General features: G+C 57.1%; 13 protein-coding genes and 1 tRNA gene. 9 read left to right on the top strand and 5 right to left on the bottom strand.

The window, feature by feature from the left end; translation table 11 throughout:
* Positions 1 to 4: 4 nt before the first annotated feature.
* Positions 5 to 988, bottom strand: a complete 984-nt coding sequence (locus QMP16_RS01480; RefSeq protein ID WP_282118697.1) for a glycosyltransferase family 2 protein — start codon at positions 986 to 988, stop codon at positions 5 to 7.
* A 146-nt stretch (positions 989 to 1,134) separates the two neighbouring features.
* Positions 1,135 to 1,221, bottom strand: a tRNA-Leu gene (locus QMP16_RS01475).
* A 144-nt stretch (positions 1,222 to 1,365) separates the two neighbouring features.
* On the opposite strand from QMP16_RS01475, the gene QMP16_RS01470 reads away from it, so the two are divergent.
* Together QMP16_RS01470 and lipB are read left to right on the top strand one after the other, a co-directional pair.
* Positions 1,366 to 2,025 (top strand): DsbA family oxidoreductase, encoded by a 660-nt coding sequence (locus QMP16_RS01470; RefSeq protein WP_282150961.1) that lies wholly within the window; start codon positions 1,366 to 1,368, stop codon positions 2,023 to 2,025.
* 39 nt (positions 2,026 to 2,064) lie between these two features.
* A complete protein-coding gene (gene lipB, locus QMP16_RS01465) occupies positions 2,065 to 2,724 on the top strand; it encodes a lipoyl(octanoyl) transferase LipB (RefSeq protein ID WP_282150960.1) in 660 nt (219 codons plus the stop codon).
* Between the two features lie 298 nt (positions 2,725 to 3,022).
* Here lipB and QMP16_RS01460 read toward each other — a convergent pair whose 3' ends face one another.
* Entirely contained in the window at positions 3,023 to 3,970 is a 948-nt protein-coding gene (locus tag QMP16_RS01460; RefSeq protein ID WP_282150959.1) for a cation diffusion facilitator family transporter, read from the bottom strand.
* An 84-nt stretch (positions 3,971 to 4,054) separates the two neighbouring features.
* Here QMP16_RS01460 and QMP16_RS01455 point away from each other — a divergent pair, with 84 nt between their 5' ends.
* Positions 4,055 to 4,480 (top strand): MerR family transcriptional regulator, encoded by a 426-nt coding sequence (locus tag QMP16_RS01455; protein WP_282150958.1) that lies wholly within the window; start codon positions 4,055 to 4,057, stop codon positions 4,478 to 4,480.
* Between the two features lie 11 nt (positions 4,481 to 4,491).
* On the opposite strand, the gene QMP16_RS01450 is transcribed toward QMP16_RS01455, so the two are convergent.
* Positions 4,492 to 4,911, bottom strand: coding sequence for an HIT family protein (locus QMP16_RS01450; protein WP_282150957.1), 420 nt, complete (start codon positions 4,909 to 4,911; stop codon positions 4,492 to 4,494).
* 289 nt (positions 4,912 to 5,200) lie between these two features.
* On the opposite strand from QMP16_RS01450, the gene ctaD reads away from it, so the two are divergent.
* The 4 genes from ctaD to QMP16_RS01430 all read left to right on the top strand — a co-directional run bounded on the left by ctaD (position 5,201) and on the right by QMP16_RS01430 (position 9,294).
* The gene (gene ctaD, locus QMP16_RS01445) at positions 5,201 to 6,874 is read left to right on the top strand and encodes a cytochrome c oxidase subunit I (RefSeq protein WP_058277640.1); all 1,674 of its coding nucleotides are present in this window, start codon (positions 5,201 to 5,203) and stop codon (positions 6,872 to 6,874) included.
* A gap of 147 nt (positions 6,875 to 7,021) precedes the next feature.
* On the top strand, positions 7,022 to 8,050 hold the full coding sequence (locus QMP16_RS01440) for a bestrophin family protein (protein WP_282150956.1): 1,029 nt from the start codon (positions 7,022 to 7,024) through the stop codon (positions 8,048 to 8,050).
* A gap of 105 nt (positions 8,051 to 8,155) precedes the next feature.
* Entirely contained in the window at positions 8,156 to 8,755 is a 600-nt protein-coding gene (locus QMP16_RS01435; protein ID WP_058273903.1) for a 2-hydroxychromene-2-carboxylate isomerase, read from the top strand.
* A 44-nt stretch (positions 8,756 to 8,799) separates the two neighbouring features.
* The gene (locus QMP16_RS01430; protein ID WP_282118866.1) at positions 8,800 to 9,294 is read left to right on the top strand and encodes a DUF2244 domain-containing protein; all 495 of its coding nucleotides are present in this window, start codon (positions 8,800 to 8,802) and stop codon (positions 9,292 to 9,294) included.
* A gap of 21 nt (positions 9,295 to 9,315) precedes the next feature.
* Here QMP16_RS01430 and QMP16_RS01425 read toward each other — a convergent pair whose 3' ends face one another.
* Complete coding sequence (locus QMP16_RS01425) at positions 9,316 to 9,801, bottom strand: GatB/YqeY domain-containing protein (RefSeq protein WP_108859105.1); 486 nt, start codon at positions 9,799 to 9,801, stop codon at positions 9,316 to 9,318.
* Positions 9,802 to 9,984: 183 nt separating this feature from the next.
* Between QMP16_RS01425 and carA the strand changes: the two genes are divergently transcribed.
* Together carA and QMP16_RS01415 are read left to right on the top strand one after the other, a co-directional pair.
* Entirely contained in the window at positions 9,985 to 11,151 is a 1,167-nt protein-coding gene (carA, locus tag QMP16_RS01420; protein ID WP_282150955.1) for a glutamine-hydrolyzing carbamoyl-phosphate synthase small subunit, read from the top strand.
* Positions 11,152 to 11,231: 80 nt separating this feature from the next.
* Positions 11,232 to 13,100: a glycosyltransferase gene (locus QMP16_RS01415; RefSeq protein ID WP_282150954.1), complete on the top strand. Its 1,869-nt coding sequence runs from the start codon at positions 11,232 to 11,234 to the stop codon at positions 13,098 to 13,100.

The following is a 13,100-nucleotide window of genomic DNA, read 5'->3' as shown; positions in this document are numbered from 1 at the left end:
ATGATCAAATCAGGTTATCGGCGAGCCAGACGCGAAACTCTACCCATTCCGGGCGCATCTTGATTTCGGACACCTTGGCTCGGTGCCAGTCGCAGGCCTGCGCGTGCAATTCGTTCAACTCTTCATCCGCCTTCAGATCGGCCAGCAGAGGTGCGGCGCGGCGTGCGGCAGGCAAGATGGATTGATCGGCCTCTTTGTTGGCATTCATGTCCTGCCAGTAGGCTTGTCCCTGATCCACCTTGATGTGGTTTGTGCGTCCCCGGTCGCGCTTGACCAGAAACCCGTCCATGGACCGGACTGAATAGTGGTGGATGCGTCCCAAGGAATGGTCGAACCCGCGCCACGCCCGCCAACCGACTTTATCGGCTGGAAACAGCTTTCCGCCAGCATCTGACCAAGCGATGTCAGGCGCTACCTCTTCGTCAAAGCCCTTTGGGCGATGCGGACCAAACCGGGTGAACTTGCCATTATTTCGGAACAGCGTTTTCAGCCCAAAAGCGCGGCTTGAATGATAGGAGAACTCTTGATCCCCCATCGAGAAAACCTCGGTCACCGGTCTGTCTTCGAAGCTGATGTTTCCCGAACTTCCAAACAACTTCCACGCAAAAGATATCGCATCGGCCGGCTGCCCTGCTTTTTGCTCGACCTCGGCAATAAGGTCATGAAATCCGTTGTCGCCGCAGCGGATATTCCAAAACTCATCTACATCCAGACACAGCAGCCAGTCGGCCTCTTTGACCTTGGGTTGGCGGCGCGCGCGGCGCAGCATCTGGTGCTGGGGATTGCCTCCTTCTTTCACTTCATTGCTGACATGAGTGGCCAAGCCAAGCTCTTGCAACCTTGCAGCAATTTTGTCCGTTCCGTCATCACAGTCGTTGGTGAAAATCACAAAATGGTCGACGCCCAGTGTTTTGTGAAACGCAACCCATTCCAGCATATACGGGCCTTCGTTCTTCATCGTTGTGAACACGGTGATGGACTGAGACATATTATCCTTCCCAAAAAGTCTTGCCCACTCATACACATCCCAATCCACGTGGGCGAGACAGGAAATAGTGAAGTGGTCATTCCAATGCAAACTGGTGCAACTCTACACGACAAAGGCGCTGAAATTCGTGTGTTTCGGGAGTATAATGGTGCGGTCGAGAAGACTCGAACTTCCACGGGTGTTACCCCACAGCGACCTCAACGCTGCGCGTCTACCAATTCCGCCACGACCGCACTGCCAATGACTTGGTTGAGGGGCATATAGACGGTGGCGAACAGGATGTGAAGAGGCAAAAAACAAGCCGATTTGAATTCCGTGGTGCCATCCTTATCTGTACTGCAGACAGAGTTTATTCCCCCCTTCCCCGGAGCCCGCCCATGACCGCGCAAGATCCCCGCCCAATTGTCCAGATTGATATCGTCTCAGACGTTGTGTGCCCCTGGTGCATCGTGGGGTTTCACCAACTGGACCTGGCTTTGAAAGAACAAAACGTGCTGGCTAATCTCAGATGGCATCCTTTTGAGCTGAACCCCAATATGCCGCCAGAGGGCCAGAACCTGCGCAAACATATCATTGAGAAGTATGGCTCAACGGCTGAGCAGAGCCAGCAGGCCCGCGATCGGCTGACCCAGATCGGCGCCGAGCTTGGCTTTACGTTCAACTTCAATGACGACAGCCGGATGGTGAACACTTTTGCAGCACATCAACTGTTGGACTGGGCCGAAACGCAAGGCCGCCAGCATCCGTTGAAGATGGCCCTGTTCGAGGCTTACTTTACCAATCAAAAGGACGTATCCCAGTCCGAGGTCCTGCTTGATGCGGCCCAAGCGGCGGGTCTGGACCGGGGCGCTGCCCGTGCGGCTCTGACTTCGGGCGATCACATTGCGCCGGTTCGCGAAAAGCAACAGTTCTGGACCAGCCGTGGTGTTTCAGGTGTCCCGTCAATGGTGTTTGAGGGCAAGTACCTGGCGACCGGTGCGCAAGGGGCCGAAACTTATTCGGACCTGTTGCAGCGGTGCCTGACCGAGGCTGCGTGACCTCTTTTATTCGCCCTGCCCCGGCGGTAAGGAGCACTTATGGAATGGAAGATCACAGACGGGCTGACCGATTACAATGACGCCGTCGCCTTCATGGAGGCGCGTGTGGCTGCAATTGCGGCCGGAGAAGCGGATGAGTGTGTGTGGCTGCTGGAGCATCCGCCGCTTTACACCGCCGGCACCTCAGCCCGGATCGAAGACCTGACCGACCCGGATCGCTTTCCGGTCTTTGAGGCCAAGCGTGGAGGTGAATACACCTATCATGGCCCCGGCCAGCGCGTGGCCTATGTGATGCTGGACCTGAACAAACGCGGTAAGGATGTGCGCCGTTTCGTCAAGCAACTGGAAGAATGGGTGATCGCAGCGCTTGCCGAGTTCAACGTGCATGGTGAAATCCGTGACGGTCGCGTCGGTGTTTGGGTGCGGCGCAATGACGAACCACTGACCGCTTCGGGCCAACCTGCCGAGGATAAAGTGGCGGCGATCGGATTGCGCTTGCGCAAATGGGTCAGTTTCCACGGCATCTCGATCAATGTCGAACCTGACCTTGAGCATTTTTCAGGCATCGTCCCCTGCGGCATCACCGAACATGGGGTTACGTCGCTTGTCGATCTGGGGTTGCCGGTCACCCTGGTGGACGTGGACACGGCCCTGCGGAAAACCTTTTCAGAGATTTTTTTTGACCTCGACAGGGCCTGAATCGATACCCGCGAATCAATCAGAATCAATGCGCCGTTAACAATCCCGCAAATTTTGACCCCGCTGTTTCCATACTGAGCCGAAATTTCCCAATGGCTACCGTACCAATAGGGCAAATGGGTGAAAAACTCACTCAAATAGATACATCCCGCGTGTTTGAGGGTAATATAGACTTACCGTTCTTAGAGTGAGTGGTGTGTTAACCGGTGATCTTGGGTCATCCTGAGTAATCGGAAAGGTATTTGTTAACGAGTCTGCCGTTCCGACCCCAAATCGGAGCGGCAATTCACATCCCACTCTATAGTTTCTCTTCTGTATGCCCAAAACGTGACGACCCGACACACGCGCGGTCGATCTGCTCAAGCTCAAGCGTGGCGTGACCAATGGCAAACCGGTCGCGGAGCGATTGTCTGACGCTGGCCCTCACCCCTTCCGCATCGGCCCAGGCCGCCGCGTCCACGACCAGGTGGGCCGTCAACGCAGGCACTCGCTCCTGCATGCTCCACAAGTGGACATGGTGAACCTCGGACACACCCGGTATGTCCTCGATGGCCGAGGCGACCTCTTCCGGGTCCAGTTCGGGGGGCGCTGCCATCATCAGAACGCGGATCGTTTCGCCAATTTCACTTTTGACATGCCACAGTATGTAGAGCGAAATCAGTATCGTGACGGCGGGGTCTACCCATGTCCAGTTGAACAGGATCACCGCGGTACCGGCAATGATCACAGCCACCGATCCCAAGGCGTCCGCCACGTTGTGCAGAAAGGCCGCCCGGATGTTCATGCTATCCTTGGCCATTGAGTAAGTCAGCGCAGCCGTGACAAGATCCACAATCAAAGCCAGTGCCGCGATCCAGACGACCATCCAGCCGTTAACCGGCTCAGGCTCAAAAAACCGCATCACGCCTTCGTAGAACAAGTACACCGACAGCACGACCAGAGTGGTATAGTTGACAAGCGCGGCGACGACCTCGGCCCGGCCATAGCCGAAGCTCATGCGTGGATCGGCAGGTCTGCGGGCGATTTTGCGGGCAAAAAAGGCGATGACCAACGCGATAGCGTCAGAGAAATTGTGCAGGGCGTCGGCGATCAACGCCAGCGACCCTGAAAAAATGCCCCCAATAACCTGTGCCAGCGTCAGGAACATGTTGACGGCAATGGCCCAAGCAACGCGCGCGTCCCCTGCCTCCGGGTCTATGTGATGGTGCGCGTGGCTGTTCCCCTTATGAGAATGATCATGTGCCATCTGAAATGTGTGTCCCTTGTTACGGCTGCACATTGCATGTAATTCCTCTAGTGACTAGAGGTTCAAGAGCCCTGAGGAAAAAAGATGTATTCAATTGGGTATCTGTCGCGTCACACGCGGGTCAAGGTTCCGACCATCCGGTTTTACGAAGACAAGGGGCTGTTGCCGCGCCCGGATCGAACAGCGGGTAATCAGCGCCGGTACGACGACACTGCATTGAAACGGCTGCTTTTTATTCGCCATTGCCGCGATCTTGGTTTACCGCTGACCGATGTCGAGGGTTTACTGTCCCTGGAAGGCGCGTCTGGCGGCGACCTTAACCAAGCGCATGAAATTGCCGAAAGGCAGCTGGCCGACCTACGGGACCGTATTTCCCGCCTGCGCAGCCTTGAGGCGGAACTGACCCGAATTTCCAAAGCCTGCGATGGCAAGCACGACCATGTCTGCGCCGTGCTTCACGCATTTGGCGATCACAGTGAGTGTGCGGGGCCACACGTGCACTCGAAGTAACTGCCTCCCAGTCAACTCAGCGCGGCTTTGATCTTTTCGGCATGCTGCGCGATCAGGTCGAAATCGCCCATCGTTCCCGGCGCCCGTACAGCAACACCATCATGGCGCGGCAGAATATGGAAATGCAGGTGGAAAACCTCCTGCCCGCCGGCGGCCTCGTTGAATTGCTGGATCGTGACCCCGTCCGCATCGAACGCTGCTACGACAGCCTTGGCCATCTTCTGGACCGTTGCGGTCACAGCCGCCAGTTGTGCAGGCGTTGCGTCCAGAATGTTGCGGCAAGGGGTTTTGGGGATCACCAGCAGATGCCCGTCCGAGCGCGGCATGATATCCATGAAGGCCACCGTATCGTCATCTTCGTATACTCGGCTCGAAGGTATCTCTGCGCGCAAAATCTTGGCAAAAATATTCTCGGGATCATAGGCGGTCATTTCAATTCTCCGATTGACGTGTTGCCGACAGTTCTGCGGCGCACCCCGCCCCGGGTCAAGCGGGGAACGCAATTCCCAGCCGCCCCCTTGAATTCGGAGCGCTGATACCCAGATGAATGCAGAATTTGGTGAAAATTTCGCGGGTCGCCCTCCTGCCCGCGACAATTAATCTTGATCCAGATCAAACTCGACCATTGAAGGTCGTCCCCCCGCAATCTAAAACCAGCAGGAATCCCGCGCGTTGGAGAGGTCCAACTGCGCGGTGCAGTTGCAACAGGAGGCACCTATAATGGCAGACGCAGCCATTCATGGTCACGACCATGAAGACCAGCGCACATTTTTCCAGCGCTGGTTCATGTCGACCAACCACAAGGACATCGGGATTCTATACCTGGTCGTCTCGGCACTTGCCGGTCTGATTTCAGTTCTGATGACTGTTGTCATGCGGATCGAATTGATGGAACCCGGGGTGCAGCATATGTGCCTGGAAGGCTTCCGACTGTTCGGTAGCGGAGCCGAGCTCTGCACCCCTAACGGACACCTGTGGAACGTTATGATCACCTATCACGGTGTTCTGATGATGTTCTTCGTGGTCATCCCAGCGCTTTTCGGCGGATTTGGCAACTATTTCATGCCGTTGCAGATCGGTGCACCGGACATGGCCTTCCCGCGGATGAACAACCTGTCTTTCTGGCTTTATGTCGCTGGTACGTCGCTGGGTGTGGCCTCGTTGCTGAGCCCCGGTGGTAACGATCAGCTCGGTTCGGGCGTAGGCTGGGTTCTGTACCCGCCGCTGTCGACAACCGAAGGCGGCATGTCCATGGACCTTGCGATCTTTGCCGTGCACGTATCGGGCGCCTCCTCGATCCTCGGCGCGATCAACATGATCACCACCTTCCTGAACATGCGTGCCCCGGGCATGACCCTGTTCAAGGTGCCGCTGTTCAGCTGGTCGATCTTTGTCACCTCGTGGCTGATTCTGTTGTCCCTGCCGGTTCTGGCGGGTGCGATCACCATGTTGCTGATGGATCGCAACTTTGGCTTCACCTTCTTTGATCCCGCCGGTGGCGGCGATCCGATTCTGTATCAGCACATCCTGTGGTTCTTTGGCCACCCGGAAGTGTATATCGTGATCCTGCCCGGTTTCGGCATCATCAGCCACGTCATCGCGACGTTCTCGCGCAAGCCCGTCTTCGGTTACCTGCCGATGGTTTGGGCGATCATCGCGATCGGCGTGCTGGGCTTTGTCGTGTGGGCGCACCACATGTACACCGTTGGCCTGTCACTGCGTCAGCAGGCGTACTTCATGCTGGCCACGATGGTCATTGCGGTGCCAACCGGGGTTAAGGTCTTCTCGTGGATCGCGACCATGTGGGGCGGTTCGATCGAGTTCAAGACACCGATGCTGTTTGCCTTCGGCTTCCTGTTCCTGTTCACCGTTGGCGGTGTGACCGGTGTGGTTCTGTCCCAGGCCGGTGTGGACCGTGCGTATCACGACACCTATTACGTGGTTGCGCACTTCCATTACGTGATGAGCTTGGGTGCCGTGTTTGCGATCTTTGCGGGAATGTACTTCTACTTCTCCAAGATGACAGGTCGCCAGTACTCGGAATTCTGGGGCAAGGTTCACTTCTGGATGTTCTTCATTGGCGCAAACCTGACCTTTTTCCCGCAGCACTTCCTGGGCCGTCAGGGCATGCCGCGCCGCTACATCGACTACCCCGAGGCATTCGCCCAGTGGAACTATGTATCGTCGATTGGCGCGTTCATCTCGTTCGCCTCGTTCCTGCTGTTCTTCGGCATCGTGATCTACGCCCTGCTGCGTGGCAAGCGTGAGACCCGACCGAACCCCTGGAACGAATACGCGGATACGCTGGAATGGACCCTGCCGACCCCGCCGCCCGAGCACACGTTCGAGCAGCTGCCAAAGCAGGAAGACTGGGATAAAGGCCACGCCCACTAATCCCGGCAACATAGACTGACAAAGCCCCGCAGATGCGGGGCTTTTCACTTTCGGACCTCAAGAATTAAACAGCGCTAGCATAGACTTGCCCGAGAATAAGCCGTTAGACTGATCTGCAATCGCCAATTGCGCAGGACCCGGTCGGTCATGATCCTTCACGACGGAATTACTGTACGACAGATGGTCAAAGGCTCCTTTGGCTTTATCTGTATCGTGCTGACATGGACGCTGCTGGTCGTACTCGCGGACGAGCTCACGACAATCGAGCTGATCTCGAACCCCAGCCCGCCCGTCACCATGCTCGGGCTGGCAGTGGCGTTCTTTCTGGGCTTCAAAAACACATCGGCCTTTGCGCGCTGGTCCGAAGCGCGCTGCATCTGGGGCGAGATCGTCAATGCCAGCAGGGACTGGGGCAACACTATTAGCAACCTGGTGCTGCCCGACGGCACACCGATTGATCCCGCGCTGCGCGACGAACTGATCGAACGTCACATCGCATGGCTCAATATGCTTGCCTTTCAGCTGCGCCAGCCCTCGCCGACAGGACGCAGCCGACGTCCATGGATGTTTGGACACAAACCTATTTCAGACCGCACCGAGCTGCATCAAAAGCCCGAATGCTGGCGTGAACGCCAATTGGAAAGCGACTTGCCCAGGCTTGAAGGCAAGAGCAATCGCGCCGCCTATCTGATGTTTCTTCAGGGCGAAAAGCTTGCTGAGCTGGCGCGCAGCCGTGGCATTGCCCCCTATTGGCACGTCGCCCTGATGGACCGCCTCGCCCGGTTTACGACGACGCAAGGCCAGTGTGAGCGGATCAAAAACACACCTTTCCCAAGACAGGTTGCCGAAGTCGGTCGCGTCTTCAGTTGGATCTTCATCTTCATGCTGCCACTGGCGTTCAACGACGAGCGATCAATTATCCCCGGAGCAGATATCTCTGTATGGCAGCTTGTTATCTTCGACTGGCTGACATTCGCGCCGGTTGGGGCGCTGGTCTGCTGGATCTTCTTTGTCACCGAACGCGTCAGCGCCTCGATGGAGGATCCATTCGAAGGGGATGTGACCGATGTTCCGATCTCGGCCCTGTGTCGCAGCATCGAGATCGACCTGCGGCAGATGACCGACTGCGGTATTGCCCCTCAACCCGCGCAACCCATCAAAAAAGTTCTGTTTTAGAGCGACTCGATTTGGCGCGTTCCCAACGCCATTTCAGGGTGCGTTCGATAATCTGCCCAAATTAGGGTATCATGTATCCAGAAACCCTGGGATCGGAGCCATCAGATGCCCGAAATAGATTTTTGGTTTTCCATCGGCAGCACATACAGCTTCCTGACGATCATGCGCCTGGATGATTGGTGTGATGAGCATGACGCGACCGTCAATTGGCGACCGTTCAATGTGCGCACCGTGATGTCCGAACAACAGAACATTCCCTTTGCGGGCAAACCGGCCAAATCCGCATATATGTGGCGTGATATCGAGCGGCGCGCCGCAAAGTACCACCTGCACGCGACGCTTCCTGCACCCTACCCGATCTCGGATCTTGCGCTGGCCAATCAGGTCGCTGTGCTGGGTATGTCGGATGGCTGGGGCAAGTCCTTTACCCAAAACCTGTACCGCATCTGGTTCGAAGAAGGGATTGAGGCGGGCAGCGAAACGGCGCTGTCAGAAGCGCTGCATCGGTGTCAGCAGGACCCACGCCTGACCCTTGCCCGTGCCCGCAGCCCGGACACGATCTCGGCCCTTGAAACCGAAACCGAACAGGCCACAAAGCTGGGCGTTTTTGGCGCCCCCAGCCTGGTCGTTCGCGGCGAGGTTTTCTGGGGCGATGACCGGCTGGACGACGCGTTGTCGTGGGCCAGAGTTGGGCACGTCATCTGATCTTTCCTGTTAGACACCGGCAGGTGTTGCGCTATTTTTGCACCATGCCGTATCGATGGAATCAAACCTCAAGTTCCGAGCAAGAGTTGCGCCTGTGGCCGCATAACTCTCTGCCCCCACGCTGGGCGATGCGTGTGGTGTTGGCGGTCTTCCTGTTTGGCTTGATTCCCCTGATGGCTGTTCTTGGGTCGGTTTTGCTGTGGGGTTTGCTGCCATTCATGCTGTTGACCGTTCTGGGACTGTGGTTCGCGATCCAGTCCAATTACCGTGCACGCAGCGTTTTCGAGGTGTTGACCTTGACCGGCTCGCAGGCCCGTCTGGTGCAGCATCACCCACAACGGGGGCAGCAGGAGTGGTCCTGCAACCGCTATTGGGCGCGTCCCGAAATGCATGAGCGCGGCGGCCCGGTCCCGAATTATGTAACACTGACCGGTGACGGCCGCGAAGTTGAAATTGGTGCCTTTCTGTCTGAGGAAGAGCGGATTTCGCTGTTTGATGAGCTCACAAAAAAACTGCGCGAACCTGTCGCGCAGCCTTAGCATCTTAGCAAACAATAATGCCTAGCAGCTGCCGCCTGGCGCAGCGCAGAGCTGATCTTTGACCATCGGGCCAACCTTGCCGAAATCCATCTGGCCGGTGTAACGGGTTTTCAGCTCACCCATCACTTTGCCCATGTCGCGGATCGACCCGGCGCCGGTGGCCGTGATTGCGGTCTGAATGGCCTTGCTCACCTCGTCATCGTCCAATTGCTTGGGCAAGAATTCCTCGATGACCTCGACCTCGCGCAGTTCCCGTTCGGCAAGATCCAACCGGCTGCCCTCTTCATAAGCGCGGGCGCTTTCTTTGCGCTGCTTGGTCATTTTGCCAAGAATTTCAAGCACCTCTGCGTCGCCGCAGCCTTTGGCTTCTTCATTGTCAGACGCGCGCGAGGCGATGTCACGGTCCTTGATCGCAGCATTAATCAGGCGCAGCGTCGACAGACGCTCGGCATCCTTGTCTTTCATTGCTTGCTTCAGGGCAGTGTTCACCCTTGATCGCATATCCATATGTTCTGTCCATCCCCATGGCAAAGGAACCCCGACCATATCGAAACAAAAAGCGCGATACAACAGGGGGTTCATATGGTTAACTTATTGATTTTAAACAATAGCCTAAAAATTGAACAGACTTGACCCGAGCGTACAACCCCCTTAGGTATGCGCCGGTTTACCTTGCAGGAGAGTCGCGCCATGGCCCAGAACGCCCCGTCCAAGCCCACCGCATGTCTGGCATTGGCCGACGGTACATTGTTCTACGGAATGGGCTTCGGCGCCACCGGCCAAACCGTGGCTGAACTGTGCTTTAACACCGCCATGACCGGATATCAGGAAATCATGACCGACCCCTCTTATGCGGGACAGATTGTGACCTTCACCTTCCCTCATATCGGCAATGTCGGCGTGAACCCCGAGGATGACGAGACCGGCGATCCGGTTGCCGCCGGGATGGTGGTCAAATGGGACCCGACCGAGCCATCGAACTGGCGCTCGGCCGAAGAATTGAAAACCTGGCTGGCCCGCCGTGGCCGCATTGCCATCGGCGGTGTGGACACCCGCCGCCTGACCCGCGCCATCCGCCAGCAAGGCGCACCTCATGTCGCGTTGGCGCATGATCCCGACGGTAACTTTGACATCGAGGCCCTGGTTGCTGCCGCGCGTGGCTTTGCCGGTTTGGAAGGCATGGATCTGGCCAAAGAGGTCACCTGCGCCCAAAGCTATCGCTGGGACGAAATGCGGTGGGCCTGGCCGGACGGGTACAAACGTCAGGAAGCTCCGGTGCATAAAGTTGTTGCCGTGGACTTTGGAGCAAAGCGCAATATCCTGCGTTGCCTCGCCTCGGCTGGTTGCGACGTCACGGTTCTGCCTGCAACGGCGACGGCCGCCGAGGTGCTGGCTCATAATCCCGATGGCGTGTTCCTGTCTAACGGCCCCGGAGACCCGGCAGCCACCGGTGAATACGCCGTGCCGATGATCAAAGACGTTCTGAACGCCACCGACCTGCCCGTTTTTGGCATTTGTCTGGGCCACCAGATGCTGGCGCTGGCTTTGGGCGGCCATACCGTCAAGATGAACCACGGCCACCACGGGGCCAACCATCCGGTCAAAGACCTGGATACCGGCAAGGTCGAGATCACTTCGATGAACCATGGCTTCGCGGTGGACGCCCAGTCCCTGCCTGACGGCGTTGTGGAAACCCACCGCTCGTTGTTTGATGGGTCCAACTGCGGCATCCGCATGACCGATCGCCCTGTCTATTCAGTGCAGCACCACCCCGAAGCCTCGCCCGGCCCACAGGACAGCTACTATCTGTTCGAACGCTTTGCCGAAGCTATGGCAGACAAGAAAGCACAGGCTTAACCACTTCATCGTATAGTGTTAACGCGCTGTTAACCTTGATTGAGCCACCCTGACGCGGGTCACCGTGTCAGGGGTTTTTTATGGTTGAACATAACCTGCAGCAATTCACGCGCGCCGCGCCGATTTCTAATCGGTCGCGGAAACCCCTGGGCACCTGCTTGGTCGAACGTGGTTGCATCACCACCGCGCAGCTGGAAATGGCGCTGCATCTACAGTCCAGACAACAGGCCCCGCTGGGCGAGATCCTTGTCGGAGAGGGCTGGATCAGCCGTCAGGAAGTCATGGATGCTTTGTCCGAGCAGACCAACTTGCAAATTGCCGATCTGAAAGACACGCCCCCTTCCCCGACTTTATGTGACATCAAACCGGCCGAGTTCTGGCTGAAGCATAATGTAATCCCATGGCAACGCATCGGCCCAATCCTGCTGATCGCGACCGCGGATCCGAACCGCTTTGCCGCGGTGCGCGCCGCCCTGTCCCACACCGAACACACGATTGCACCAGTACTTGCATCGGCTAGTCAGATTGATCATGCGATTGCCAGCGCGTTTTCCGACACTTTGGCAAAAGGCGCGGAAACCCGGGTCGACAAGGATCAGAGCTGTCGATCATGGACGCCGACAAAGCGCGCGGGTCCGATCGCGGCCATTGCGGGACTTCTTTTCTGTTTTTCAGCCTTTCCTCTGGTTGGTCTGGCTGCTCTTTTGACCACGGCCACAGTTTCACTGCTTTTGTTCATGGTTTTGCGCATGGCGGGCTTGGTCTCATATCTTATGAGATGCCGCCAAGTGTGCCCAGCGCCCGAGCCTGTCCCACTGCGATTGCCACGCGTATCGATGATGGTGCCCCTTTACAAAGAACGAGAAATAGCAGGCGCTTTAATAAAGCGGCTGCAACGCCTGAGCTACCCAAAGGCGTTGTTGGACATCATTCTGGTGCTGGAGGCCTCAGATGAGGTCACGCGCACTACATTAAGCCGAGTGGATCTACCCAGCTGGATCAGAACAGTGGAAGTCCCGGAACTGAACGGACTGACGACAAAGCCCCGAGCGATGAACTACGCGCTGGATTTTTGTCGTGGGGACATTCTGGGTGTGTGGGATGCCGAGGACGCCCCGCAGCCGGATCAGATCGAACGCGTGGTCCGGCATTTTGCGCGGGCTGGCGAAGATGTCGTCTGCCTGCAAGGTGTTCTGGATTATTACAACCCGCGCACAAATTGGCGGTCACGCTGCTTTACCATCGAATACAACAGCTGGTTTCGGATCATCCTGCAAGGCATTGCGAATCTAGGTCTGGTCGTCCCGCTTGGGGGCACAACATTCTTTTTCCGCAGGGACAAGCTGCTGGAGCTTGGCGGCTGGGATGCTCACAACGTAACCGAGGATGCGGATCTGGGTGTGCGCCTCAGCCGCGCGGGCTATCGAACCGAGATGGTTGATACCACCACCTATGAAGAGGCAAACTTTCGCGCCTGGCCCTGGGTCAAACAGCGCTCGCGCTGGCTGAAGGGGTTCATGGTGACCTATCTGGTGCACATGCGTGCGCCGCGGCGTCTGCTGGGTGACATCGGGTTCAAGCGATTTCTTGGCGTTCAGGCGTTCTTCTTGGGCACTATTGGCCAGTTTCTACTGGCACCGGTCCTATGGCTGTTCTGGTTGGCGACACTGGGCTTGCCTGGCCCGTTCGATCCGCTTTTGTCTGATTGGGCCTTCTACGCACTCATCAGCCTGTTTCTGGTGGCCGAGATCACCAATCTGATCGTTGGAATGCTGGCCGTAGCAGCACAGGATAGACGGTTCCTGATGCCGTGGGTTCCAACAATGCCGCTGTATTTTCCGTTGGGCGTATTAGCCGCCTACAAAGCCCTGTGGGAATTGGCCAGCAACCCGTTCTTCTGGGACAAAACTCAGCATGGGCAGGCCCGCGAAGAAGTACAGCCGCATTGA

Source organism: Ruegeria atlantica (genome assembly GCF_947495585.1).
In the GTDB taxonomy this organism is placed as follows: Bacteria; Pseudomonadota; Alphaproteobacteria; order Rhodobacterales; family Rhodobacteraceae; genus Ruegeria; species Ruegeria atlantica_G.
This window is presented reverse-complemented; position numbering and strand designations above follow the sequence as displayed.

Bases quoted from the DNA above. Each gene is read 5' to 3' on its own strand.
- QMP16_RS01480 (WP_282118697.1), bottom strand. From the start codon at position 988: ATGTCTCAGTCCATCACCGTGTTCACAACGATGAAGAACGAAGGCCCG.
- QMP16_RS01470 (WP_282150961.1), top strand. From the start codon at position 1,366: ATGACCGCGCAAGATCCCCGCCCAATTGTCCAGATTGATATCGTCTCA.
- lipB (WP_282150960.1), top strand. From the start codon at position 2,065: ATGGAATGGAAGATCACAGACGGGCTGACCGATTACAATGACGCCGTC.
- QMP16_RS01460 (WP_282150959.1), bottom strand. From the start codon at position 3,970: ATGGCACATGATCATTCTCATAAGGGGAACAGCCACGCGCACCATCAC.
- QMP16_RS01455 (WP_282150958.1), top strand. From the start codon at position 4,055: ATGTATTCAATTGGGTATCTGTCGCGTCACACGCGGGTCAAGGTTCCG.
- QMP16_RS01450 (WP_282150957.1), bottom strand. From the start codon at position 4,911: ATGACCGCCTATGATCCCGAGAATATTTTTGCCAAGATTTTGCGCGCA.
- ctaD (WP_058277640.1), top strand. From the start codon at position 5,201: ATGGCAGACGCAGCCATTCATGGTCACGACCATGAAGACCAGCGCACA.
- QMP16_RS01440 (WP_282150956.1), top strand. From the start codon at position 7,022: ATGATCCTTCACGACGGAATTACTGTACGACAGATGGTCAAAGGCTCC.
- QMP16_RS01435 (WP_058273903.1), top strand. From the start codon at position 8,156: ATGCCCGAAATAGATTTTTGGTTTTCCATCGGCAGCACATACAGCTTC.
- QMP16_RS01430 (WP_282118866.1), top strand. From the start codon at position 8,800: ATGCCGTATCGATGGAATCAAACCTCAAGTTCCGAGCAAGAGTTGCGC.
- QMP16_RS01425 (WP_108859105.1), bottom strand. From the start codon at position 9,801: ATGGATATGCGATCAAGGGTGAACACTGCCCTGAAGCAAGCAATGAAA.
- carA (WP_282150955.1), top strand. From the start codon at position 9,985: ATGGCCCAGAACGCCCCGTCCAAGCCCACCGCATGTCTGGCATTGGCC.
- QMP16_RS01415 (WP_282150954.1), top strand. From the start codon at position 11,232: ATGGTTGAACATAACCTGCAGCAATTCACGCGCGCCGCGCCGATTTCT.